Annotated in this window: 22 protein-coding genes; 11 read left to right on the top strand and 11 right to left on the bottom strand. The window is 69.5% G+C overall.

Features of this window, described 5'->3' with window-relative positions; translation table 11 throughout:
• Positions 1-24: 24 nt before the first annotated feature.
• Positions 25-1,374: a DUF2252 domain-containing protein gene (locus NQK81_RS45020; protein WP_257486395.1), complete on the top strand. Its 1,350-nt coding sequence runs from the start codon at positions 25-27 to the stop codon at positions 1,372-1,374.
• Positions 1,375-1,392: 18 nt separating this feature from the next.
• On the opposite strand, the gene NQK81_RS45015 is transcribed toward NQK81_RS45020, so the two are convergent.
• The 3 genes from NQK81_RS45015 to NQK81_RS45005 all read right to left on the bottom strand — a co-directional run bounded on the left by NQK81_RS45015 (position 1,393) and on the right by NQK81_RS45005 (position 6,230).
• Entirely contained in the window at positions 1,393-3,963 is a 2,571-nt protein-coding gene (locus NQK81_RS45015; RefSeq protein WP_257486394.1) for an FtsX-like permease family protein, read from the bottom strand.
• Between the two features lie 4 nt (positions 3,964-3,967).
• Entirely contained in the window at positions 3,968-4,708 is a 741-nt protein-coding gene (locus tag NQK81_RS45010; protein ID WP_257486393.1) for an ABC transporter ATP-binding protein, read from the bottom strand.
• 115 nt (positions 4,709-4,823) lie between these two features.
• Positions 4,824-6,230 (bottom strand): amidase, encoded by a 1,407-nt coding sequence (locus NQK81_RS45005; RefSeq protein WP_257486392.1) that lies wholly within the window; start codon positions 6,228-6,230, stop codon positions 4,824-4,826.
• Positions 6,231-6,389: 159 nt separating this feature from the next.
• On the opposite strand from NQK81_RS45005, the gene NQK81_RS45000 reads away from it, so the two are divergent.
• Entirely contained in the window at positions 6,390-7,712 is a 1,323-nt protein-coding gene (locus tag NQK81_RS45000) for an MFS transporter (RefSeq protein WP_126735079.1), read from the top strand.
• A complete protein-coding gene (locus NQK81_RS44995; protein WP_257486391.1) occupies positions 7,709-8,272 on the top strand; it encodes a nuclear transport factor 2 family protein in 564 nt (187 codons plus the stop codon). Before NQK81_RS45000 ends, NQK81_RS44995 begins: the two co-directional genes overlap by 4 nt.
• 415 nt (positions 8,273-8,687) lie before the next feature.
• Here NQK81_RS44995 and NQK81_RS44990 read toward each other — a convergent pair whose 3' ends face one another.
• The 5 genes from NQK81_RS44990 to NQK81_RS44970 form a co-directional block, all read right to left on the bottom strand.
• Entirely contained in the window at positions 8,688-9,329 is a 642-nt protein-coding gene (locus tag NQK81_RS44990) for a response regulator transcription factor (RefSeq protein WP_126735077.1), read from the bottom strand.
• Between the two features lie 109 nt (positions 9,330-9,438).
• The gene (locus NQK81_RS44985; protein WP_257486390.1) at positions 9,439-10,677 is read right to left on the bottom strand and encodes an amidase; all 1,239 of its coding nucleotides are present in this window, start codon (positions 10,675-10,677) and stop codon (positions 9,439-9,441) included.
• Entirely contained in the window at positions 10,674-10,934 is a 261-nt protein-coding gene (locus NQK81_RS44980) for a hypothetical protein (protein ID WP_257486389.1), read from the bottom strand. Before NQK81_RS44980 ends, NQK81_RS44985 begins: the two co-directional genes overlap by 4 nt.
• Positions 10,931-11,431: a flavin reductase gene (locus NQK81_RS44975; protein ID WP_257486388.1), complete on the bottom strand. Its 501-nt coding sequence runs from the start codon at positions 11,429-11,431 to the stop codon at positions 10,931-10,933. Before NQK81_RS44975 ends, NQK81_RS44980 begins: the two co-directional genes overlap by 4 nt.
• Before the next feature lie 70 nt (positions 11,432-11,501).
• Entirely contained in the window at positions 11,502-12,989 is a 1,488-nt protein-coding gene (locus tag NQK81_RS44970; protein ID WP_257486387.1) for a PAS domain-containing sensor histidine kinase, read from the bottom strand.
• Positions 12,990-13,148: 159 nt separating this feature from the next.
• On the opposite strand from NQK81_RS44970, the gene NQK81_RS44965 reads away from it, so the two are divergent.
• The 7 genes from NQK81_RS44965 (at position 13,149) to NQK81_RS44935 (ending at position 19,519) form a co-directional block, all read left to right on the top strand.
• Entirely contained in the window at positions 13,149-14,288 is a 1,140-nt protein-coding gene (locus NQK81_RS44965; protein ID WP_257486386.1) for an acyl-CoA dehydrogenase family protein, read from the top strand.
• Between the two features lie 38 nt (positions 14,289-14,326).
• Complete coding sequence (locus tag NQK81_RS44960; RefSeq protein ID WP_125676914.1) at positions 14,327-14,698, top strand: hypothetical protein; 372 nt, start codon at positions 14,327-14,329, stop codon at positions 14,696-14,698.
• 5 nt (positions 14,699-14,703) lie between these two features.
• A complete protein-coding gene (locus NQK81_RS44955; protein ID WP_257486385.1) occupies positions 14,704-16,002 on the top strand; it encodes an aromatic ring-hydroxylating oxygenase subunit alpha in 1,299 nt (432 codons plus the stop codon).
• Positions 15,995-16,489 (top strand): aromatic-ring-hydroxylating dioxygenase subunit beta, encoded by a 495-nt coding sequence (locus NQK81_RS44950; protein WP_257486384.1) that lies wholly within the window; start codon positions 15,995-15,997, stop codon positions 16,487-16,489. Before NQK81_RS44955 ends, NQK81_RS44950 begins: the two co-directional genes overlap by 8 nt.
• On the top strand, positions 16,486-17,235 hold the full coding sequence (locus NQK81_RS44945) for an SDR family NAD(P)-dependent oxidoreductase (RefSeq protein WP_257486383.1): 750 nt from the start codon (positions 16,486-16,488) through the stop codon (positions 17,233-17,235). Before NQK81_RS44950 ends, NQK81_RS44945 begins: the two co-directional genes overlap by 4 nt.
• 15 nt (positions 17,236-17,250) lie before the next feature.
• Entirely contained in the window at positions 17,251-18,204 is a 954-nt protein-coding gene (locus NQK81_RS44940; RefSeq protein ID WP_257486382.1) for a PDR/VanB family oxidoreductase, read from the top strand.
• A 256-nt stretch (positions 18,205-18,460) separates the two neighbouring features.
• Complete coding sequence (locus NQK81_RS44935; protein ID WP_257486381.1) at positions 18,461-19,519, top strand: cytochrome P450 family protein; 1,059 nt, start codon at positions 18,461-18,463, stop codon at positions 19,517-19,519.
• 94 nt (positions 19,520-19,613) lie between these two features.
• Here the strand turns inward: NQK81_RS44935 and NQK81_RS44930 are convergent, their stop codons facing one another.
• Entirely contained in the window at positions 19,614-21,119 is a 1,506-nt protein-coding gene (locus NQK81_RS44930; RefSeq protein ID WP_257486380.1) for an FAD-dependent oxidoreductase, read from the bottom strand.
• Position 21,120: 1 nt separating this feature from the next.
• Positions 21,121-22,038, bottom strand: coding sequence for an AurF N-oxygenase family protein (locus tag NQK81_RS44925; protein WP_257486379.1), 918 nt, complete (start codon positions 22,036-22,038; stop codon positions 21,121-21,123).
• A 110-nt stretch (positions 22,039-22,148) separates the two neighbouring features.
• Here NQK81_RS44925 and NQK81_RS44920 point away from each other — a divergent pair, with 110 nt between their 5' ends.
• The gene (locus NQK81_RS44920) at positions 22,149-23,012 is read left to right on the top strand and encodes an alpha/beta fold hydrolase (RefSeq protein WP_257486378.1); all 864 of its coding nucleotides are present in this window, start codon (positions 22,149-22,151) and stop codon (positions 23,010-23,012) included.
• On the opposite strand, the gene NQK81_RS44915 is transcribed toward NQK81_RS44920, so the two are convergent.
• Positions 22,996-23,322 carry a putative quinol monooxygenase gene (locus NQK81_RS44915; protein WP_257486377.1) on the bottom strand — a complete coding sequence of 109 codons (327 nt, stop codon included), beginning with the start codon at positions 23,320-23,322 and terminating at the stop codon, positions 22,996-22,998. The genes NQK81_RS44920 and NQK81_RS44915 overlap by 17 nt on opposite strands.
• Positions 23,323-23,340: the final 18 nt, after the last annotated feature.

Below are 23,340 nucleotides of genomic sequence, written 5' to 3'. Positions count from 1 at the left end.
CGTGAACGACGTCTGGAGGTCGTGATGGCAGGTGTGATCGAACTGATTCGCGAGGGCGGCGAGGACGACCGTCAAGCGCGGATCGTCGAAGTGCTGGTGGACGCCTTCGAGGACCTCATGCGCGCGGACGCCGACGCGTTCCGCCGCAAGTTCCGCAAGATGGCCGCCGCGCCGTTCGCCTTCTACCGCGGTTCGGCGTGCCTGTTCTACGCGGACATGGCGCACGAGGACGACCCGTGGGCGAACGCGGAGACGAGTCGCGTGTGGATCCAGGGCGACCTGCACGCCGAGAACTTCGGCAGTTACATGGATTCTTCGGGGACGCTGGTGTTCGACGTCAACGACTTCGACGAGGCGTACCTCGGCTGCTTCACCTGGGACCTCAAACGACTCGCCGCCAGTGTCGCGTTGCTGGCGTGGAGCAAGGCGATCTCCGACGACGACATCGAGACGCTGATCGGCACCTACCTGCGCGCCTACGTCAAGCAGGTCCGCGAGTACGCCGAGCGTCCCGGCGACGAACTCGTCCGCCTCCAGCTGGACAGCACCGAGGGCGCGCTCCACCAGGTCCTGCTGAGGGCCCGGCTCAAGACGCGGATCGACCTGCTCGACGAGCTGACCACCGTGGAGGATTACGACCGCAGGTTCCGGCACGGGCCGGGCGTCCGGGTACTGGACAAGGCCGAGCACGAGATCGCGGCCAAGGCCTTCGAGTCCTATTTGGACACCATTCCGGAGAACAAGCGGTTCGGCAGCATCACCTACCGGGTCAAGGACATCGTCGGCCGGACGGGATTCGGTATCGGTTCGGCCGGGCTGCCCGCGTACAACATCCTCGTCGAAGGCCGCACCCAGGCGTTGGAGAACGACGTCGTCCTCTCGATGAAACAAGGCAACGTCGCGGCGCCGAGCCGGATCGTGTCCGAGGAGAGCATCCGTGGCTACTTCACCAACGAGGGGCACCGCACCGCCGTCTCCCAGCGCGCGTTGCAGGCGCACGCGGATCCCTGGCTGGGATACACGGAGATCGACGGGACCGGGTTCGTCGTCTCGGAGCTCTCGCCCTACGTCGACGACCTGGACTGGTCGGATCTGACCGAACCGTCGGAGATGGGGCCGGTCCTCGACTACCTCGGCCGGGCCACCGCGAAGATGCACTGTGTGTCCGATTCGGACTCCGAGCAGACCCTCGTCGATTTCCAGAGCGAAGCGGCCATCGCCGCGGTGATCGGCGACCGCGAGGAGGAGTTCGTCCGCACGCTGACCGAGTTCGGGATGGCCTACGCCGAGCAGTCACGGAACGACCACCGGCTGTTCGTGGATGCCTTCCGCGGCGGGAAGATCCCCGCCGTCCGGCCCGCCGCGGAGGGCTGACCGGACGACGGGGACGCGCTACTCGCGGAGACCGATCGCCTCGATCGGCTTCGACCGCAAGGCCACGCGGGTGGCGAGGCCGAGCGACAGGACACCGAGCAGGATCGCCCCGGCGATGACACCGCCGAAGACGGTGATCGTGCCGGACGGGAGCGGCGTGCCGCGCAGACCGAGGTTGAGCAGTACCAGCGGAACCCCGGCGACCACGGTCCCCAGCAGCGCCGCGACACCGGCGGTCGTCAGCGCTTCGAAGCGCATCATCCGCACCACCTGGCGTTTCGACGTGCCGACCAGGCGCAGGAGCGCGAACTCCCGGGAGCGCTGCGCCGTGCTCATCACCAGCGTGTTCGCCACGGAGATGACGACGTAGCCGAGGATCACGCCGACCGCGACCAGGTTCACGTAGAACTGGGCCTGCTGCTGCCCGCCCGCGGGAGCGGCCACCGCCGATCCCGGTGTCACGGCCAATCCCGGGTAGCGGGTCGCGAGATCTTTCAGCGCGGCGGTGACGGTTGCGGCGTCCGCGTCGGGCTGCTGCCGCACCAGCACCGCGTCGTCCATCCGGTCCCCGGTGTGCGCCCTGGCGAGGTCCGCGGGCAGCACGTAGCGGCCGAACGCCTGGTCGCGGGTGTAGGTGGCGACCAGCCGCAGTTTGGCCGGGGCGCCGTCACCGAAGAAGAACTCGACCTCGTCGCCGACCTTCTTCTCGTACCAGCCTGCCTCCGATTCGCTCATCGCGACGGTGTTCCCGGTCAGGTCGGTGATCTTGCCCGACACGACGCCCAGTTCGAGGTTCCCGCGGATCTGCGCGCCGTCCAGTCCCTGCGCCGCGTACCGCTCGACGCGCAGGCTGTCCTGTTCCCGCACCGTGTTGATCACCTCGGTGCGGACGACCGGGGTCGCGGCCGCGACGCCGGGGATCCGCCGTGCCGCCTCGGCGACCTCCGGCGAGAGCCCGCCCGTGGCACTGGCGAGCACGTGGTCCGCGGTCGTCGACTCGACGGTCTCTTCCTGGCGCGCGGCGGCCGCGGAGGTCTGGCCGTAGAACATCGTCAGCGCGAACGAGACCGCCAGCATCACCGGCGTCACCGCGGCGGCGAGACGGCGCGAGTTGGCCTGGTTGTTCGCCGCGGCCAGGTAGCCGCTGATCCGCGACGTCCGGTTGAGCACCGGCGCGATCAGCCGCGTCATCACCGCGACCACCTTCGGGCCGACCACGGCGAGCCCGATCACGATGACCAGCGACGAACTTCCCGAAGCCGCGAGCCCCGCGTCACCGCTGAGGAACATCGGGACCATCGATCCGCCGAGACCGGCCACCACCAGCGCGCAGCCGATGAGGACGCGCACGCGCCCGAGTTCACGACGCTCCACCGCGGCCTCGCCGAGCGCCTCCACCGGGCGGATCGACGACGGGCGCCGCGAAGCCGACCAGGCGGCCAGGCGGGCCGTGCCGAGGCCGAGCGCCAGCGCGGCGACGAGCGGGATCGGGCTGATCGCCAGTTCGAAGTCCGGCGGGATCACGCCGATGGCCCCGAACGCGTTCCTCAGCCCGAATCCCACGGCCACACCGAGTCCGCTGCCCAGTACTCCGGCCACCACCGCGACGATCATCGTCTCGGCGCCGATGAGCTTGCGGATCTGCTGCGGGGTCGCCGCGATCGCCCGCAGCAGCGCGAACTCCCGGCGTCGCTGGTTGATGACCAGCGCCAGCGTGCTGGCCACGACGAACACCGCGATGAGGAGCGCGAAACCGCCGAACGAACCCGCGAGCGCCATCAGCAGCATCCGGGTCTGGCTGACGTCGAGGAACTCGACCGTGCTGCGCTCGACCCCGGTCGTCACCGTCACCTTGTCGGTGCCGACCGCTGCCCGGATCCGGTCGGCGAGGTCCCCCGACGTGACTCCAGGGTCCGCCAGCACACCGATCGCGTGCGCCTGTCCGGGTGTCCCGGCGAGTTCGGCGGCCCTCTCCGGAGAGAAGAACACCGCGGATTGCCGGGCGAGGCCGTCACCCGACTTCGGCGCGGCGATACCGGAGACGCGGAACTCCACCGGCGTCGAGCGGACGGCGATCTTCACCCGCTGGCCAGCCGACACTCCGCTGCGCGACGCCAGGTCCGCGTCCAGGACGACCTCGTCGGCACCCGCGGGTGCCCGGCCTTCACGCAGCGAGAACGGCGCCAGCACCGCGGCGTCCCAGTTGTGCCCCAGCGACTGCCCGCCTTTCGGACCGCTCAGCGTCCGGCCGTCGGCCGTCACCACGGTCGCCGGGAAGCTCTGCTCCGCCACCACGCCGCGGACCCCCGGCACCGCGGAGATCACCCCGGCGAGGCTCACCGGCACCGAAGCCTGCTCGGCGACCTGCTGGGTCTCGAGCGGACCGGCGCCCGGCGGGTCGACCTTCTGCTGACCGCCGACGACGACCGCCGCGTCCGCGTACCGCTGTGTCGGGACACCCGCGCGCAGACCGGACTCCATCAGGATGCCGCAACCGGCGACCAGCGCCGTCCCGCAGAGGATCGCGACGAACGCGCCGACGAAACCGCTCAAGCGGGTCTTCGTCGTCTGCCAAGCCAAATCCCACATGACGTCACCACTCCCCGAGGTGGGTCATGCGCTCGGCGACCCGTTCGGGAGTCGGCTGCGGGAGATGGCCCGCCAGCTTGCCGTCGGCGAGGAACAGCACGCCGTGCGCGGCCGAAGCCGCGACCGGATCGTGGGTGACCATCAGCACGGTCTGCCCCATACCGTCCACAATGGAGCGAAGCAGGTCGAGGACCTGGCGCGCGGTGCGCGTGTCCAGTGCCCCGGTCGGTTCGTCGGCGAGGACGACTTCGGGCCGGGTGATCAGCGCGCGGGCGATCGCGACCCGCTGCTGCTGACCGCCGGAGAGCTCCGACGGACGGTGTTCGAGCCGCTTCGCGATCCCGACTCCCTCGACGATCTCGCGCAGCCACCGCGGATCCGGCTTCTTCCCGGCCAGCCGCGTCGGCAGCGTGATGTTCTGCAGCACGTTCAACGACGGCAACAGGTTGTAGGCCTGGAAGATGAACCCGATCCGGGTCCGCCGCAGCTCGGTGAGCGCTTTCTCGCGCAGCCTGTTCAGTTCCGTGTCCCCCAGCAGCACCCGGCCGGAACTCGGCTTGTCCAGCCCCGCCGCGCAGTGCAGGAAGGTGCTCTTGCCCGATCCCGACGGTCCCATCACCGCGGTGAACGAGCCCTTGCGCACCTCGACGGTCACCCCGTTCAAGGCCGTGACCGCGCCGTCGCCGGATCCGTAGACCTTGCTCACGGATTCCAGCGTCAAGGCGCGTGTGCCCCCTGAATTCATCATTTCCCCTTAACCGGTGGTGATCTCTCTCGAGGAAACCTACGGCCGGCGAGGGTCCGGATCGATCCCGCGTGAGGGAAGACTCGTGGTAGCGCTGGCACCACCATGACGCCGGTCACCCCGGCCTGCGGGCGGTGTGACCACCGGCTTTCTCCAGCGCGTGCGCGATTCCGAGAGCGCGCAGGTCGGCGTGGTGTGCCGTGACCACCTGGACACCGACCGGCAGTCCTTCGGCGGTGAAGCCGGCCGGGACGGCGGTCGCCGGGCATTCCGTGGCGGAGATCAGGTAGGCCGCCCGCATCCAGTGCAGGTAGTCCTCCACCTCGGACCCGCCCACCGTTTTCGGGTACTCCAGTTCCGCGTCGAACGGAAGTGCCTGGCTGGCGGGAAGAACGACGGCGTCCACAGTGGAGAAATAGGCGCGGACACGGTGGAAGAGTTCGGTGCGCAGCCGGATGGCCGTCGCGACGTCGGCGCCGGTGAGCGCGCGTCCTTTCGCGACGTTCCAGCGGATGGCCTGCTTGACCTTGTCCGGTTCGGCGTCGATGAGGTCACCGACCCCCTGCGCGTAGTACAGGGCCCGGAAGGTCTGGAAGACCTCCTCGGCTCCGGTCAGGTCGGGACAGCCGGAGACGACTTCGGCACCGAGGCCGCGCAACACGTCCACCTGGGCTTCCACGATCGCCGCGACCTCCGCGTCGACAGGTACCCGGCCGTCCAGATCGGGTGAGACCGCGATGCGGAAGCCGTCCAGCCGCGTCGGCAACCCGGCGGCGAACACGGCACCGGATTCGGGCAGCGACAGCGGCGCGCGCTCGTCCGGTCCCGCCTGGACGGACAGCAGCAGGGCCGTGTCGGCGACCGTGCGCCCCATCGGACCTTGAACACCGAGGGTGAACCAGGCGTCTTTCGCCGGCCACGCGGGGACTCGTCCCGGACTCGGCCGGTGGCCGACGACGTTGCAGAACGAGGCCGGATTCCGCAGCGATCCGCCCATGTCGCTGCCGTCGGCCAGCGACGTCAGCCCCGCCGCGAGCGCGGCGGCGGCGCCTCCGCTCGAACCGCCCGCGGAGCGGTCCGGCGCGTAAGGATTGCGGGTCAGGCCGAACACCGGGTTGAAGGTGTGCGAACCCGCGCCGAACTCGGGAACGTTCGTCTTGCCGAAGACGATCGCCCCCGCCGCCCGCATCCGGGCGACGACAAGCTCGTCCGCGTCGGGCACGTTGTCCTCGAACGCGGGCGAGCCGTAGGTGGTGCGCATGCCGGCGGTCGCGTGGAGATCCTTCACGGCGAGCGGGAGCCCGTGCAGGGGCCCGAGCGACCGCCCGGCCGCGTGCGCTTCGTCGGCGGCCGCGGCGGCGGCCCGCGCGCTCTCCTCGTCGATGCTGACCACGGCGTTCAGCTTCGGGTTCAGCTTCGCCACGCGGTCGAGCGTGGCGTCGAGCAGTTCCCTCGCCGACAACTCGCCGGAGGCGAGCATCCGGGCCTGGGTGGTGGCGGGCAGATCGTTGATCGCGCTCACGCGCGGACCTCCTCGGGGTCGGGGACTCGGTAGGGAAATCCTTCAGTCCGGCAGCGGGTTCCTCCAATAGGCGGGGCACGCGGAGCTTCCTACGTTGGGACGAACGTTGCCGGGGAGGGGCGCAACGTCGACCGTCCCGTCACGTTCAAGGAAGAGCGCATGACAGCATCCACCGCTCCATCCAAGACCACCTCCGCCCAGACCCGCAGGCTCGCGATCGGCGCGGGCGCCGGAACCTCGCTGGAGTTCTTCGACTTCTCGATCTACACGGTCGCCTCCGCGCTGGTCTTCCCGAAGGTGTTCTTCTCCGGCGACACCGATCCCTGGTTCGCCTCGTTCATGAGCCTGGCGACCTACACGATCGGCTACGTCGTCGCGCCGCTGGGCGCGATCGTGATGGGCTGGGTGGGCGACCGCTACGGCCGCCGCCGCGCCATGCTCATCACCTTCTACCTCATGGGCGCGGCCACCGTCCTGATGGGACTCCTGCCCGGCTACGCCACGATGGGGGTCGCCGCGCCGTTGCTGCTCGTCCTGTTGCGCCTGGTGCACGGGTTCTCCCGAGGCGGGGAACTGGGCGGCGCTTCGGTGCTCGCCGTGGAGCACGCGCCACCGTCACGGCGGGCGGCGTTCGGCGCGTTCGTCGCCTTGGGGTCGCCGGTGGGGGCGCTGCTGGCGAACCTGGCCTTCGTGCTGATCTTCTACTTGCCGCAGGGGGTGATCACCAGCTGGGGCTGGCGGATCCCGTTCATCGCGGGCGCGGTCGTCCTGGCCATCGGTGTCTGGGCGCGGCGTGCCCTCGAGGAATCGCCCGTGTTCCACGAGCTCGCGGCCAGCAAACTGGACAAGAAGATCGTCAAGCTGCCGATCTGGAACGTCATCCGGGACAACTGGGGCAAACTGCTGCTCGCCGCGGGCGCGAACACCGGGCTCAACGGCGTCATGTTCGTCCTGGCCGGGTTCATGCTCTCCTACGCCGCCGGTCCCGCGCCGAAGGGCCTCGGCCTCGACATCCAGGACGTGCTGTGGGGCACCCTGCCCGGCCTCGCGCTCCACGCGGTCACGGTCGTGATCGGCGCCCGGCTCTCCGACAAACTGGGCCGCAAACCCGTGATGCTCGCGTCGGCCGTCGCGGTACTGGCCTACATGTTCCTGCTGTTCCCGATCGCGCGGATCGGCACGCTGACCGCGTGGGCGCTCGCCATCGCCGTCGGTTTCGCCCTCACCGGCTTCCTGTTCGGCCCGCTGATCACCTACCTGACGGAGCTGTTCACGCCCGAACAACGGCAGTCCGGCGCCGGGCTGGCCTACCAGCTCGGCGCGGTGCTCGGCGGTGGCCTCGCGCCGTCGATGGCGAACCGGCTCATCGAATGGACCGGCTCCTCGACGTCGGTCGGCTACTACCTCGCCGGCGGGATGGCGCTGACCGTCGTCTGCCTGCTGGCCCTCCCCGAAACCGCACCAGTGAGGACCCGCCGATGAAGGACGAACTCGCCGAACTGCGTCACCGCGTCGAGGTGCTGGAGGCCGAGGCCGAGATCCGCCGGATCCAGGCTCGCTACATGTTCCTCTGCGACACCCCCTGCCCGGAGTACGGCGTCACCGGCGACGACCACCGCATCGAGCTGATCCTCGGGCTGTACACGGAGGACGCCGTGTGGGAGGGCGTCGGCGAGTACTACGACGGGCAGTTCGGCCGCGCGGTCGGCAAGGACCGGATCCGGGCGCATTTCGAACGGTTCTGGGGCGAGAAGCGGGATCCGGCCCTGGTCCTCAACGCCCACTACCTGACGTCCGAGCAGATCCACGTCGACGGCGACCGGGCCGAGGGGCAATGGATCCACGTCCAGCCGTGGCTGTACGCCGACGGCACCGGCCTGCTGCGCTCCAGCAGGCTCAACAACGCGTTCCGGCGCCAGGACGGCCGCTGGCTCATCAGCCGCACGCGGACCGAGAACGTCTTCATCGCTCCGCTGCCCGGGGGTTTCGCCTCTGACTTCCCGGCGTCGTCGGTGCTGATGGCGCCGGGGGCTCGTGAGTGAGGACGGTGTGACTGGACGGACGCCACACGTGTGGGGATGGACGACACGCGTGATTGGACGGACGACTCGTGGCGGAGCCTGGCCGCGCGTCGTGTCGTCCGCCGGATACGTGTGTCGTCCGTCCAGACACGTGTGGCGTCCATCCGGTCACACGACATCGCCGGTGCTGATGCCAGGCCTAGTCCGTGAAGGCCCCTTGAGGAACCCAAAGTCCCTCAAGGGGCCTTCACGGACTCCGCAATCGCCCCCTGTGCATCAGCAGTCACAGCGGCTGCGCGTGAAGGCCCCCTTCCCTCGGCTCAGCCGAGGAAACTCGACCTTCACACCTTCCCGAGTACATGAAGGCCCCCTTTCTTGCGTCTAGGTATAGGAAGGGGGCCTTCATGTACTTCGGCGGGCAAGAAGACCCCTGTGCCTAGACGGTGACCTGGTGCTGCAGGACATCGCGCACCAGGGTGCCGAGGCTGTCCGATTCGGTCTTGGCCTTGATCCGGGCCCGGTGCACGTCGACGGTCTTCACGCTCGTGCCCAGCTGCCGCGCGATCAGCTGGCTGGGCAGGCCGTCGATCACCAGCCGGAGCACCTCCCGCTCCCGCGGGGTCAGGGTCGCGATCCGCTCGGCGACGGCTTTGCGGCAAGCCGCCGCCGAGAACCGTTCCGACGCGACCACCAGCTGCGCCTGGACGACTTCCAGCATCCGCTGCGGCTCGTACGGCTTCTCGAGGAAGTCCACGGCGCCCAGCCGCAGCGCACGCACCGACATCGGGATGTCGCCGTGCGCGGAGCAGAAGATCACCGGGGCCGGGAATTCGCGCGCGACGAGCTTCTCCTGCAGTTGCAGCCCGCTGAGCCCGGGCATCCGGACGTCGATGATCAGCACGCTCGGCTCGTCGGGGTCGAACTCCTCCAGGAACGTCGGCCCGTCCGGGTAGACGAGCGCCTGGATACCGACGCTCTCCAGCAGGAACACCAGGGATTGGCGGATGGCCTCGTCGTCGTCGACGATGTAGACCACCGGCGACGTCTCGCCGCCGGGCGCGGACTCAGTGGTGGTCATGCGGAGCTCCTCCTGGTCGAAGGGTAAGCCAAGGGGCGGACGCGCACGGTCGGAGGCCATGGCGCGAAAGCCACTTTCGCAACACCTCGCGGGCACTCCAAGAGGCCCCTCACTCCCCAGATGACGGCCCGGCGAGCACCCGTTCCACCCAGCACGCGTGTCCGAGCAGTTCGGCATCCCCGCCATGGCGGCCGACGAGTTGAAGCCCGAGCGGCAGCCCCGCCGCGTCGGTGAACCCGGGCAGCGCGACTACCGGCAGGCCGAGCGCCTGCCAGCCCCGGCTCAGCACGGGATTCCCGGTCGCGTCCAGTCCTCGTGGCGCCGCGCCGGGCGCGGCCGGGCCGAGCACGACGTCGTACGAGCCGAACACCTCCGCGAGCCGGATCGCGCCGTCGGCGATGGTCGCGCGGGCGCTTTCGTACTCGTCGGTCGAGGTCGCGGCGCCGGTCCGCAGCAACTGCGCCAAGGGAGCGCTCAACCGGTCGGCCGAGGCGAGCTCGGCAGCCCGTTCGCGGGCCGCTTCGTAGGCCATCACCACGGGATGGGCGGCCGTGAGCTCGGCCATCAGCCGTTCATCGAGGAAAGCCGAAACGGTCGCCCCTGCCTCCCGCAGCCGCTTCGCCGCTTGTGTCACGGCGTGCCGCATCGGCGCTTCGACGACGTCGAGCGCGTCGGCGGACCACACCAGGATCCGCGGCGGCCGCGGTTCCGGATCGGGATCGGCGGTCAGCGCCGACCAGGCGATCGCGAGGTCGGAGGCAGTGGCCGCGAAGACGCCGTGACTGTCCAGGCTGGGGCTCAGCCCCGTCACACCGGTGACCGGATATCGGCCACGGCTCATGACCAGCGACGCGACCCCGCAGTACGACGCCGGTCTGGTGACCGATCCGGCGGTCTGCGAGCCCAGCGCCAGCGGGACCTGCCCGGACGCGACGGCGGCGGCCGATCCGCTCGACGAACCGCCCGGGGTATGGCCGGGAGCCGCGGGATTATGGGTCGGGCCGGGGGCGAAGAACGCGAACTCGGTGGTGACCGTCTTCCCGAGCGGCACGGCGCCGGCCGCGCGCCAGGCGGTCACGATCGCCGCGTCCGAGGCCGCCGGAGCGGCTTCCGCGCGCAGCGCCGAACCGCACCGGGTGGGCACGCCCGCCAGATCGATGATGTCCTTGACCCCGAGTGGCACGCCCGCACCCGGCAGGAAGGCCGTCCGGTCGACCCAGGCGTGCAGATCCGCTTCCGTCTCGGCGATCCGGGCCAGCGCGCGCTTGTGAGCATCCTCCGGAGTGGTCCGCCCCTCCCGCAGATCCCGGACGAGTTCCCGCAGCGACCACCGGCGCGAGAGCTTCATCGCTCCACCCAGGCGGCGTCCGCTTCCCAGAAGTCCACGCCGCCGGCGCTCACCCCGTGCCGCCACTCCGAGGTGCGCCTCAGCAGGGGTTCGACCCGCGCGGTCACCTCGTCGGCGGCGTCGGGGCCGTCGGCCGGGACCTGCCAGTGGACCCACTCCAGTTCGCGGCCCTCGGCGTCGTGCACGAACAGGTCCACATGACGCCAGCCGTACCCGTGGTTGTCGTTGTAACACATCAACGTGGTGCGCTCGCTCATGGCGCGATCCGGTGGAATTCGCGGCGGAAGTAGGCGAGGCCGCCGGCGCCCTCGTCGACGAAGACGTCCTCGACCTCCACGAAGAGCACGGTGTGCGTGCCCTGGGTGAACTCGGCGCCGACACCTCCGATCAGGACGGCGGCCGCGTCGCGGACGACGGGGATGCGGAACCGGTCGTGATCCCAGACCTCGGACCGGAACCGGTCGAGCATCGGCACGTCCGTCGCACCGGCGAACTGCAGGGCGAGGTCCTTGTGCTGGGGCGCCAGGACGTTGATGGCCATCCGCCCGTTGGTGCGGAAGATGTCGTGCGTGTAGCTGGACTGGTTGACGCAGACCAGCAGGGTCGGGGGTGAGTCGGTGACCGAGCAGACCGCGCTCACCGTGATGCCGGCGCGGCCGCTGACGCCGTCGGTGGTGACGATGTTGACAGCCGTCGAAAGGTTCGCCATCGCCGCGCGAAACCGTCGCTGGGTCGTGGTCAGCTCATCGGGCATACCTCGACGCTAGAGCCGTGGCCGAAACCGGCGATATCCCGAGTTCCACCGCGCCGCCTGAGGATTTCCCTTACGTGGCCAGCGGCAGCGCGAACCCGAACCGGGAGCCGCCGCCGTCGCGCCGCTCGGCCCAGATGCTTCCGTGCTGCCGGGTGATGATGCGGTGGCTCAGCGCCAGCCCGATACCGCTGCCTCCGGGTTTGCTGGTGAAAGACTCGGCGAAGGGATCCCTGGCGACGCCACGGCCGTGATCGTCGACGGTGAGGACGCCGACGCCCTCCTTGGCGCGGGTGCCCACCGTGATCCGCCGTTGCGCCGGTTCGCATTCCGCGGTCTCGTCGATCGCGTTGAGGCACAGGTTCATCACCACCTGACCGGTGAGGACGCGTTCGCACCGCACCAGCACCGGCGCCGGATCGAGCCGGACGCGGACCTCCACGGCGTGCGGCGCGGCGCTCAGCTCGATGAAGTACAGGCATTCCCGGACGATCTCGTTCAGATCGACCATCTGCTCGACCTGCTCCAGATGCCCGACGAAGGACCGCAGTGATCCGACGATGTCCTTCGCCCGGTCGATCTGGCGAGCGACGCTGTCCAGGCCGTAGCCCATCTGCTCACGGACGTCACCGCCGGTCGCGATCGTGGCGGCACGCGCGCGGATGCCCGCGATGAAGTTCGCGGCGGCGGCCAGCGGCTGGCCGAGTTCGTGCGCGATCGCCATCGCCATGTCCCCCATGGCGTTGTAGCGGGCCAGATAGTTCTCGTGCCGCAGTTCCAGCTCTCGCCGCGCCTCGCCACGCACCCGCTCGGAGACGTCGTGCAGGATCATCAGATACGCGTCGACCTCGGACTCCGACAGCCGCTCCAGGCTCCCTTCCAGCCAGGTCGCGTTCTCCCCCGGCAACTCCAGCTGCACCGGCCCGACCGGATCCGCGCCGGCCACCACCTCGGTCCAGCGCACCGGCCTGCCGCCCAGATGCAGCCGCGCGTACGCGGTCAGCGGCTCCCCGGCCAGCCGATCGTCGTCGCCGGTCAGGCCGAGGAAGGTCAGCGCGCTGTCCGTGGCGAACCGCACCGCTCCGGCGGCGTCGAGCATGAACGCCACGGTCGAGGTGTGCCGCGCCAGCGCGTCGACGTACGACGTCGTCAGCTTCAGCTCCCGCTCGACCTCCTCCGCGCGCTGGATGTCGCGGAACTGGACCATCACCGCGGGTCCCCGCTCCAGTTCGACCCGGATGGCCACCGCGTCGGTGGGGATCACGCGGCCGGATTTACTCCGGTAATGCCACACGATGCGGCTCGAACCGTGTTCCACCGCGGCCTGGAGCCAGGCCCGCCCGATGACCCGGTCGTACTGCTGCGCGGAACTGCTCATGTGGTCGGCCTTGAGCGGGCGCAGCTCCGAAAGGCTGAATTCGAGCATCTCGCACGCGGCGGGATTGGCCCACAGGATGTTCTTGGTCGCCGCGTCGTGGACGAGCACGCACACCTTCGAGGCGTTCATCATCGCCACGAAGTCGCCGGTGGCCAGCTCGGGCGCGATCGGATCGACGTCCACGGCCTCAGCATAGGAGTTCGCCGCCGGGCCCTCCGGTAAGGATTTCCCCTACCGCCCTGCGTGGGAATCCCCCGCCGTCGGCAGGCAATGACCAATGGCCACGCGCGCCGGTGATCCCTAGCGTCGGAGACATCTTCCCTACGACGCGAGGAGCGCCAGATGGCCCAGATCCAGGAGAGCCCGGCCACGACGCTCGAGGATGTCCTGGCCGAACTCCTCGAGCGCCGTCAGGAGTTCCGCGACCAGCGGTACGTGCCCCGCGACTTCGTCACCCGGCTCAAGGAAGCGGGCGTCTACCGCTCCGCGACACCCGAACGGTTCGGCGGTGCGCCTCTTCCGCCCGCCGAATTCCTCCGGATCGTGGAGCGGATCTCCGTCGTCGACGGATCCACCGGCTGGGTGGCCAGTTTCGGCTCCGCGTTGGTCTATCTGGCGGCGCTGCCCGTCGAGACGCAGGCGGAGCTGTACGCCGACGGTCCGGACGTGTGCTTCGCCGGCGGTCTCTTCCCCGTGCAGCGGGCCGAACCCACCGCCTCCGGCTTCCTGGTCGACGGCCGCTGGAAGTTCGCGAGCGGCTGCATGGGGGCGGACATCCTCGGCGTGGGGATCCCCGGCGACGACACGACCGCCGGAAAGCCGCGCACCGCGCTGCTGCGGCCCGAGCAGGTCAAGATCATCCAGGAGTGGGACGTCGTCGGGATGAAGGGCACCGGTTCCTTCGACCTGGTCGTCGACAAGGTCGAGGTTCCACGCGAATGGACGTTCATCCGCGGCGGTGAACCCACGATCGACGAGCCGCTGTACCGCTACCCCACCCTCGCCTACGCCTCCCAGGTGCTCGCGGTCGTCGGCGCCGGGGTCGCTCGCGCGGCGCTCGACTTCGCGACCGAGGTCGGGAGCGGCCGTTCGGGTGTGACGGGCGCACCGAAACTCGCCGACCGCGCCTACTACCGGACGGGCCTTGCCGAAGCCGAGGCGACGATGCGTTCGGCGCGCGCGTACTTCTACGAGGTCACCGACGAGGCGTGGCGGACCGTGCTGGATGGCGACCCCGTGACGCCGGAGCAGAACGCGCATCTCCGCCTCGCCTCGACCCACCTCGCCAAGACCGCCGCGGAGACCGTCAACCGGGTCATCGGCCTGTCCGGGACCGGCGCCATCGCCAACGACCACCCGCTGCAGTGGCTGCTCGGCGACGCCCTGGTCCCCCAGCAGCACGCCTTCCTGGGGCCGGCCATGTACGACGCCGCGGGTGCCGTGCTGATGGGGCATCCGCCCACCGTTCCCGGCTTCCAGTGACCCACCACCGACCACTGACGAGGAGTTGGACCACCACCATGAGCGATACCCCGCTGCGCGTGCTGTTCTGCATCGGTATCAACCAGAACTTCTTCGACCTTCCCGAAGGCGGCGTCGCCGCCGGCGACGTCTGGACGGCCTTCGTCGCGCTGATGGACGGCATCAAGGGCCTTCCCGGCGTGGACTTCATCGGCGACATCGACGACGACTCGCATATGGTCGGCCCGTCCGACGGCTGGCCGTGGACGTGTTATCTGCTCTGCGACGTCGACTCGCAGGAGACCGTCAAGCAGGCGTGCGACTTCCTGCGCTCCACGCCGGTCGGCGACAGCCCGTGGAAGCTGTGGAAGTACGCCAAGATCGAAGCGCGTATCGGCCGCGCCCTCACTCCGCGCGAATACCGGGGTTGATCGCGATGACGACAGAATTCACCGCAGCGACCGTGCACGACCTGCCGCCCGCGGACCTCGTCCTCGGCGACCGGGTCGCCGGGCGGATGTACACCGACCCGGCGATCTTCGACCAGGAGATGACGAAGATCTTCGAGCGGGCCTGGATCTGGGTGGCGCACGAATCGGAGCTGCCCAAGGCGGGCAGCTTCAAATCGACGCACGTCGGACGTCATCCGGTCATCGTGACCAAGGACCGCAAGGGCGAAATCCGCACGCTCGTGAACCGCTGCCGTCACCGGGGCGCGTCACTCTGCGAGAAGAAATCCGGTCACGCCAACGGGTTCACCTGTCCGTACCACGCCTGGTCCTACGGCCTGGACGGCAAGCTTCGCGGCATCCCGTACCCCGACGGGTACGAGGGCGTCATGGACAAGGCCGATCTCGGCCTGAAGACCCTGCGCACCGAGTCCTACGGCGGGATGATCTTCGCGACCTTGAACGCCGACGCCGAACCGCTGGCCGATTTCCTCGGCGACGTCAAACTGTGGATCGACCGCTTCATGGCGCAGGGCGGCGGCTATCCGGTGAAGGTGCTCGGCACGCACCGGTTCACCTACCGCGGCAACTGGAAGATCCAGCTGGAGAACACCACCGACGGGTACCACTTCCCCATCGTGCACCGCTCCTGGATGGCCTCGGTCGACGCGGAAACCGCCGAGATGATGTCGTTCATGATCGATCCGACGGCGGTCACCCACGACCTGGGGAACGGCCACTCGGTGATGCAGATGGTCCCCGAGCACTCCGATCTGGAGGCGGACGACGGCAGCGAGCCGCTCCAGCCTCGGTTCGACGGACTGGTCGCCCGGCTGGAAGCCGCCGGAGCGGACGAAACCGAAGTCCGGAGGCTCGTCCGTGCCGTGCACGGCACCGGGTTCAACCTCAACCTGTTCCCCAACGTGTCGATGTCGATCTCGTTCTTCCGGGTACTGCGGCCGATCAGTGTCGACGAGACCGTCATCGAGCACGTCGCGCTCGGCAGTGACGGCCCGCCCGAGATCGTCGGCCCGGTCAACCGGGAGCGGTTGCGCGCCCACGAACATTTCCAGGGTCCGTTCGGTTTCGGCACGCCGGACGACTCCGAAGGCTGGGACCGGGTCCAGCGCGGCGCCCAGGGCGCGCCCGAGATGCCGATCATGGTCAACCGCGGTCTCGGCCGCGAAAAGCCCTCCCCCGAGGGCTGGCCGACCAGCCACGTCACCGACGAGACCGGGATGCGGGCGGCGTACGCCCAATGGAAGCGGATGATGAGCGATGACTGAGACCCTCACCGATCCGCGGGTGGTCCGCGCGATCGAGCTGGCGTGGCGCGAGGCCGCGTTGCTGGACGCCAAGGATTACGAGGCCTGGCAACGGCTTTACGCCGACGACGGGATGTACATCATCCCGATCGACCGTGACGCCGAGGACTTCGACGACGTCCTCAACATGGTCCACGACGACGCCCGGATGCGCGGGCTGCGGGTGCGGCGGATGACCGAGGGTTACGCGCTCGCCGCGGTCGACTCGGCGATCACCGTGCGGACCGTCTCGCGTTTCATCCCCGCCGACGTCGACGACCGGTCGGTTACGCTCAAGGCCGCCCAGATCATCGTCGCGTACAAACGGGGCCGCCACGACTTGTGGGCCGCGGACGTCGACTACGTCGTCCGCCTCGGCGCAGGTGGCGACGAGGATCGCTTCGCCCGCAAGGTCGTCCGGTTGGTCAACGCCGACGAAGCTGTTCCCGCCGCGGGATTCCTGCTGTGAGCGCCACCGCGCCGGTCGCCGTGGTCACCGGCGGGGCGACCGGGCTGGGCGAGCGGATCGCGCGGCGTCTGCACAGCGGTGGCCATCGGGTGGCGATCGCCGACCTCGACGAGGCGGCCGCGAAACGCCTCGCGACCGAACTGGACCGGACCGGGGCACACGCCCAGAGCTACCGCGTCGACGTCGCCAGCCGTCCGGACATCGACCAGCTGCTCGCGTCGGTGCTCGGTGACTTCGGCAGCGTCGAAGTTCTGGTCAACAACGCCGCCCGCACCCAGGCGCGGCCGTTGCTGGAGATCACGCCGCAGGAGCTCGACGAGGTGATGGCGGTGAACTTCAACGGCACCTTCCACGCCTGCCAGCTTTTCGGCGCGCATATGGCCGAGGCCGGGTACGGCCGGATCGTCAACATGGCCTCCCTGGCGGGACAGAACGGCGGCACCACGACCGGCGGGCACTACGCGTCGTCCAAAGGCGCGGTCCTGACGGCGACCAAGGTGTTCGCCCGCGAGCTCGCCGCCAGGGGCGTCACCGTGAACGCGGTCTCCCCCGGCCCGCAGGACAGCCCCATGGTCCACCGGCTCGTCGGCGAGGAGAACCTCGACCGGCTGACAGCCGGGATCCCGGTGGGGCGGCTGGGCAGTATGACGTTCATCGCCGAAATGGTGGCGTTGCTCGCCTCCCCCGAAGCCGCCTCCGTCACCGGCGCCTGCTGGGACGCCAACGGCGGCCTGTTCATGCGCTGATCTGGAGGCACCTGGATGACGAACGTCCTCTTCCGCGTCGTCGAAATCACCGAAGAGACGCCGGAAATCCGTACCCTGCGGCTGGTCCGGCAGGACGACGAGCCGCTGCGCGTCCGGTACCGGGCGGGGGCGCACGTCGACGTGGTCGGTCCGACGGGGGTGTTGCGGCAGTATTCGTTGTGCGGCGCCCCCGACGATCCGCGTTCGATCCTGATCGCGGTCAAACGGGAGCCGAATTCGCGGGGCGGATCCGCGGCGATGCATCAGGTTTCGGTCGGTGATCACCTGAAGATCAGCGAGCCGCGCAATCTGCTGACCGTCGCCGAAGACGCCGACCGGCATGTCCTCGTCGCCGGCGGTATCGGTATCACCCCGCTGCTGTCGATGGCCTACGAGCTCTACACCTGGGGCAGCGAATTCGAGCTCCACTATTTCGCGCGCTCGCGGGAAACCGCGGCGTTCGTGGAACTGCTGGAAGAACGGGTGGAGTTCGCCGACCGGATCCGGCCGCATTTCGGCGTGCCCCGCGGCGAACATCCCGCCGTCCTGCGGGCGATCGCCGAAGACCTGACACCGTCGGCGCACGTCTACACCTGTGGCCCGGACGGTTTCATGCGGCAGGTCGGTGACGTGCTCGGGCCGGTCGTCGGCGCGGACCACGTGCATGTCGAGCATTTCGAAGCCGCCGAGGCGGACACGTCGGCCGACCGGCCGCTCACCGTCGAACTCGACACCGGTGAGGAATTCGAAGTACCGGCGGGGAAATCCATCCTGTCGGTCCTCGAGGACAACGGCATCGAGGTCTTCAAGTCCTGCGAGGAAGGCATTTGCGGCTCCTGCGTGTCCGGCGTGCTGGAGGGCACCCCGGACCATCGGGACAACTGCCTGACCGCCGCCGATCGTGAGAGCCAGATGGCGCTTTGTGTCTCACGCGCGCTCACCGACAGGCTCGTCATCGAGCTGTACTGAGCGCGAATTCGCCACCGAATGGCGAATAGCCGGGCGACGGCGCCGCTGGCAGGGTGGATTCGGTCCGCTCCGCCGAGAAAGGGTGATCCCCGGTGACGCGTCCCCTGGTGCTGGACCCGAACGGCCACGACATCCACGCCGAGAACGAGCGATTACGCGAGCTCGGCCCGATCACCCGGGTGGAGTGCCGGGCGGTGTGGTGGCGTGGTCGGTCACGGGTCACGAACTCCTGCGAGACCTGCTCAGTGACCCGCGCGTGTCCAAAGACGCGCGTCAGCACTGGCCTGCGCTGGCCGACGTCAGCGCGGACTGGCCGTTGCTGGTGTGGGTCTCGGTGCGGAACATGTTCACCGCATACGGCGCCGACCACAAAAGGTTGCGCTCGCTCGTGACACAGGCCTTCACGGCACGCCGGATCGCCACGCTGGAACCCTGGATCACCAAGGTCGTCGACGACCTGCTGACCGGGCTCGAAGCCCTGCCCGCCGGCGAACCCGTTGACCTGCGGGAGAATTTCGCCTACCCCGTGCCGATCGAAGTGATCTGCCACCTGTTCGGCGTACCGGACTCCGCGCGCGGCAGACTGCGCAACTCCGTCGACGCCTTCTTCCGGACCTCGGCGAGCCAGGAGGCGATGCTGGCCGCCTACCAGGACATCCACTCGGTGTTCACCGAACTCGTCGCCGAAAAGCGGGCGAATCCCGGCGAGGACCTCACCACCGCGCTCATCACCGCGCGGGACGACGGCGCCCGGCTGGACGAAACCGAACTCATCGACACCCTGATCCTGTTCATCTCGGCGGGCCACGAGACCACCGTGAACCTGCTCGACCAGGCCATCACCGCCCTGCTGACCCATCCCGGCCAGCTCGCCATGATCCGCGACGGCCGCGTCTCGTGGAGCGACGCGATCGAGGAAACGCTGCGCTGGCAGGCACCCGTGGCGAATCTGCCGTTGCGCTACGCCGTTGAAGACATCGCGGTCGCCGATGTGGTCATCCGCCAGGGTGACGCGATTCTGGCCGGATACGCCGCCGCGGGACGCGACCCGGCGGTGCATGGGCACGACGCCGACGCCTTCGACGTCACGCGCGCCGACAAGGCGCACGTCGCGTTCGGCTACGGCGCGCATTACTGCATCGGCGCCCCGCTGGCGCGGTTGGAAGCGGCGATCGCCCTCCCGGCCTTGTTCGCACGGTTCCCGGACCTGAGCCTCGCGATCTCTCCCGACGCGATGCGGCACCTCGACTCGTTCATCTCCAACGGGCATCGTGCCCTGCCGGTGATGCTGAACCGCCGGGTGGCCGCGTCGTAGCTCAGTCCTGGCGCTCGCGTCGCGAAAGCCACTTTCGGGACGTCTGATGTCCCCAAAGTGGCTTTCGCGACGTGCTCCCGGAGCCGCCAGGGTGTCAGCGCCGCCGGAACCGTGCGGCCAGCGCGGCCATCGGCGACCGCCGCGCCCGCACCGGCAGCCTGCCGGACGTGATGTCCTCCAGCAGCGTCGCCACGGTCTCCCGCGCGCAAGTGCGGTTCGCGCCGATACCGCCCGAGGGACCACGTTTGATCCAGCCGACCACGTAAGCGCCGCTGCGCCCGTCGACGCGACCGGCGGTGTTCGGGATCGTGCCGCGCGTGTCGTCGAACGGAAGGTCCGGCACCGGGACACCCCGATAGCCGACCGCGCGGACGACCTGACCCGCCGCGATCTCGACCGGCTCGTCCCGGCCCGTGACCCGAAGGCCCCGCACCTGGGTGTCGCCGATGATCGCGGTGGGCGCGGAGTGGAAGCGCAGGACGATCCGGCGCGCGTCCGAGGCCGGCGGCACGGTCCAGTCGACGGTCTCGCGGCCGAGTTCGCGCAGCAGAGCCGCTTTGCCTGTGCCCGCGTCGATCGCGGCCGTGGTGCGCGGGTCCGCGTCGTCGACGACGAGCGGCACACCGTCGCGCCCCGCCAGCGCGAGCAGCTCCGGAGAGGTGTACGCGGCGTCCTCCGGCCCCCGCCTGGCGAGCAGCACGACTTCCCGGATCTTGCTGGTACGCAAGCATTCCAGCGCGTGCGGGGCGATCGTGGTCCCGGCGAGGTCGTCGGGGTCGGCGGTGAGGATCCGGGCGACGTCGAGCGCGACGTTCCCCGTGCCGACCAGAACGACCCGTTCCGCGGACAGGTCCACCGCGTTCGCGGGCACGTCCGGATGACCGTTGTACCAGGCGACGACGGTGGTCGCGGCGATGCTGCCGGGCAGTTCCTCGCCCTCGATGCCGAGACCTCGCGCGGAAGAGGCACCGACCGCGTAGACGACCGCGTCGTGGCGCTCGGCCAGTTCGTCCACGGACACGTCGCGGCCGACCTCGGTGCCCAGGCGCATCCGCAGCCGCGGATGCTCGTGAAGGCGCGAGAAAGTCTCGCCGATCCGCTTCGTGGCGGGGTGGTCCGGGGCGACGCCGTAACGGACGAGCCCGCCCGCGACCGGCAACCGGTCGATCAGGGTGACCCGCGCGTTCGTGTGGAGGAGCAGGTCCTCCACGGCGTACATCCCGGCCGGGCCGGTGCCGACGACGGCGATGTCCGGCGGCGCGAAATCGCTCGGGATGGCCCGGTCGAACGTCGGCGGCGCCCACCGATGGAAGTTCGGCGCGGGATCCGCCGACGGGACGGGCTCACGGTCGGCGTAGAAGGCCGCGTTGATCCCCGCGTAGACCTCCAGCGGTCCGGTCAGCAGGTCCGCCGGGAAGATCGCGTCCACCGGGCAGGCGTCCGCGCAGGCTCCGCAGTCGATGCACGAGGCCGGATCGACGTAGAGCATCTCGGTGGTGCCGAAGTCGGGCTCGTCCGGCGTCGGGTGGATGCAGTTGACCGGGCAGACCGACACGCAGGTGGCGTCGTTGCAGCAGGTCTGGGTGATCGCGAAGGCCATGTCAGATCAGGTTCGCCCGCTTGTAGAACACCAGCGCGGGGCGGGTGAGCAGACCGCACGAGCCGAGGAACTCCATCAGACCGGCGCAGCTCGACCGCATCATCGCCTTGTGGTGCTCGTTGGCCTTCGCCTCGCGCAAGGCGCGCTTGGTGTCGAGCCCCGCGTTCTTGTAGACGTCGCGGTTGATCATGCTGCTGACGATGAAGTACGACGCGATCGCGATGACCAGCGCGTTGATCCGGCGGCGCACGAAACCCGCGCCCTCCAGCTGTTCCCGCGTCTCCTCACGGGCGAACTTCATGTGCCGCGACTCTTCGACCACGTGGATGTTGTTGATGGTGCGCACGAACGGGACCACGCGCTCGTCACGCATCCAGTCGCGCTGCATCACGTCGAGGACCTCTTCGGCCACGAGGATGGCCGCGTACGCCGCTTCGCCGCTGGCCGTCGCCTTGAAGACCCGGCCGAGTTCGACGGCGAGCCGGCGTGGGCGGTACGGGGGCGCACCGAGCTTCTCGGCGCCGCGCGCGAACATGATCGAGTGGCGGCATTCGTCGGCGATCTCGGTGAGCGCCCACTGGAACGCCGGGTCGGTCGGGTCCTTGGCGTAGAAATCCCGGAGCACCATCTGCTGCAGGATCATTTCGAACCAGATGCCGGTGCTCGCGACCGAAGCGGCTTCCTGGCGCGTGAGCTCCTTCTGCTGCTCCGTGCTCATCTCGGCCCAGTAACTCGTGCCGTAGAGCGTGCTCCACTCCGGGCTGGCGCCGTGGAAGTTCTTGTCCAGCGGCGTCTCCCAGTCCACCTCGGTGGCGGGGTCGTAGGACAGCATCGCGGACGAATCGAGAAGCCGCCGCGCGGTCTCGTGGCGGCCTGCCCCGGCCGTTGCCGCGGTGCGTGGCACATCGGTGCTGGTCATACGGACCTCCCTGACGACGTCGACAGAGTGCGCGGCTACCTGTTACCGCGATTCACTGTTACTCAAGGTAACATATAGGAGCAGTCCACGAAAGAAGGGGAGATCCGCCCATGACCACACCCCGCCGCATCGCCACCTTCGACCACGACGGACTCATCTTCGACGTCCGGGACACCGGCCCGCTCGACGGCGCCGTCGTCGTCCTGCTGCACGGTTTCCCGCAGACCGGCGCCTCCTGGGCAGAGACCGCCACCCTGCTCCACCAGCGGGGATATCGCACGATCGTGCCGGACCAGCGCGGCTACTCACCCCGTGCCCGCCCGCGAGGCCGCTTCGCCTACCGATCCGGCCGCCTCGTGGCCGACACCGTCGCCCTGATCGAGACCCTCGGCTCCGGACCGGTCCACCTCGTCGGACACGACTGGGGTGCCGTCGCCGCCTGGTCGACCGCGGCACGCCGACCGGACCTGGTCACGTCGCTGACCACCGTGTCGGTCCCGCATCCCGCGGCGTTCCTCCGCGCGATGCTCACCAGCGACCAGCTCGTCCGGTCGTATTACATGTTCCTGTTCCAGCTGCCCTGGCTGCCGGAACTCGCCCTCCGGCGCCTGCCACGCGTACTGGAACGCACGCTGGCGGGAACCGGGATGACGCCGGCCCAGATCGAGCAGGTCCGCCGGGAAATCGTCCACGGTGGAGCCCTCACCGGCGGATTGAACTGGTACCGCGCGATGCCCTTCCAGCGCCCGGGCGCCCTCCGCGCCCGGGTCACCGTGCCGACCACGCACGTCTGGAGCGACGGCGACACCGCGCTGTCCCCGCGAAGTGCCGAACTCGCCGGGCAGTACGTCGACGCCGGCTACCGGCTCGAAATCCTGACCGGCGTCAGCCATTGGGTCCCCGAGGAAGCGGCCACGGCACTCGCCGCGATCATCGACCGCACCGCCACGGAGGCGGCTAGTCGACCGGCGTGACCTCGGCCATCTCCGACCACGCGTCGCCGTCGAGGTTCTGGTAGTTGATCCGCGGTTTCGCCGCGACGACGGTCGCCATGAACGGGAAGAACTCCTGGGCGTGCCGCGTGGCGACGTGCGCGTCGCCCGCGGCGCTGTCGGCGAAGACCTCGACCAGGACGAACTCGTTCTCGTCACCGGCGTTCTGGTAGTAGTCGAACGAGATGTTCCCGGGTTCGCTGCGCACCTGCTGCGTGTAGCGCTCGATACCGGCCAGCCATTCGGTTCGCTTCTCGGGACGGATCTGTGCTTTGAGGACGATCAGGATCATGGCCCGAGTATCGCAAAG

It is taken from the genome of Amycolatopsis roodepoortensis, from assembly GCF_024628825.1.
GTDB lineage: Bacteria > Actinomycetota > Actinomycetes > Mycobacteriales > Pseudonocardiaceae > Amycolatopsis > Amycolatopsis roodepoortensis.
This window is presented reverse-complemented; position numbering and strand designations above follow the sequence as displayed.

Excerpts from the sequence above, each read along its gene's own strand:
- NQK81_RS45015 (WP_257486394.1), bottom strand. The coding sequence starts at position 3,963 with ATGTGGGATTTGGCTTGGCAGACGACGAAGACCCGCTTGAGCGGTTTC.
- NQK81_RS44950 (WP_257486384.1), top strand. The coding sequence starts at position 15,995 with ATGACTGAGACCCTCACCGATCCGCGGGTGGTCCGCGCGATCGAGCTG.
- NQK81_RS44965 (WP_257486386.1), top strand. The coding sequence starts at position 13,149 with ATGGCCCAGATCCAGGAGAGCCCGGCCACGACGCTCGAGGATGTCCTG.
- NQK81_RS44985 (WP_257486390.1), bottom strand. The coding sequence starts at position 10,677 with ATGAAGCTCTCGCGCCGGTGGTCGCTGCGGGAACTCGTCCGGGATCTG.
- NQK81_RS44980 (WP_257486389.1), bottom strand. The coding sequence starts at position 10,934 with ATGAGCGAGCGCACCACGTTGATGTGTTACAACGACAACCACGGGTAC.
- NQK81_RS44925 (WP_257486379.1), bottom strand. The coding sequence starts at position 22,038 with ATGACCAGCACCGATGTGCCACGCACCGCGGCAACGGCCGGGGCAGGC.
- NQK81_RS44940 (WP_257486382.1), top strand. The coding sequence starts at position 17,251 with ATGACGAACGTCCTCTTCCGCGTCGTCGAAATCACCGAAGAGACGCCG.
- NQK81_RS44920 (WP_257486378.1), top strand. The coding sequence starts at position 22,149 with ATGACCACACCCCGCCGCATCGCCACCTTCGACCACGACGGACTCATC.
- NQK81_RS44955 (WP_257486385.1), top strand. The coding sequence starts at position 14,704 with ATGACGACAGAATTCACCGCAGCGACCGTGCACGACCTGCCGCCCGCG.
- NQK81_RS44915 (WP_257486377.1), bottom strand. The coding sequence starts at position 23,322 with ATGATCCTGATCGTCCTCAAAGCACAGATCCGTCCCGAGAAGCGAACC.
- NQK81_RS45020 (WP_257486395.1), top strand. The coding sequence starts at position 25 with ATGGCAGGTGTGATCGAACTGATTCGCGAGGGCGGCGAGGACGACCGT.
- NQK81_RS44995 (WP_257486391.1), top strand. The coding sequence starts at position 7,709 with ATGAAGGACGAACTCGCCGAACTGCGTCACCGCGTCGAGGTGCTGGAG.
- NQK81_RS45010 (WP_257486393.1), bottom strand. The coding sequence starts at position 4,708 with ATGAATTCAGGGGGCACACGCGCCTTGACGCTGGAATCCGTGAGCAAG.
- NQK81_RS44990 (WP_126735077.1), bottom strand. The coding sequence starts at position 9,329 with ATGACCACCACTGAGTCCGCGCCCGGCGGCGAGACGTCGCCGGTGGTC.
- NQK81_RS44975 (WP_257486388.1), bottom strand. The coding sequence starts at position 11,431 with ATGCCCGATGAGCTGACCACGACCCAGCGACGGTTTCGCGCGGCGATG.
- NQK81_RS44930 (WP_257486380.1), bottom strand. The coding sequence starts at position 21,119 with ATGGCCTTCGCGATCACCCAGACCTGCTGCAACGACGCCACCTGCGTG.
- NQK81_RS44960 (WP_125676914.1), top strand. The coding sequence starts at position 14,327 with ATGAGCGATACCCCGCTGCGCGTGCTGTTCTGCATCGGTATCAACCAG.
- NQK81_RS45000 (WP_126735079.1), top strand. The coding sequence starts at position 6,390 with ATGACAGCATCCACCGCTCCATCCAAGACCACCTCCGCCCAGACCCGC.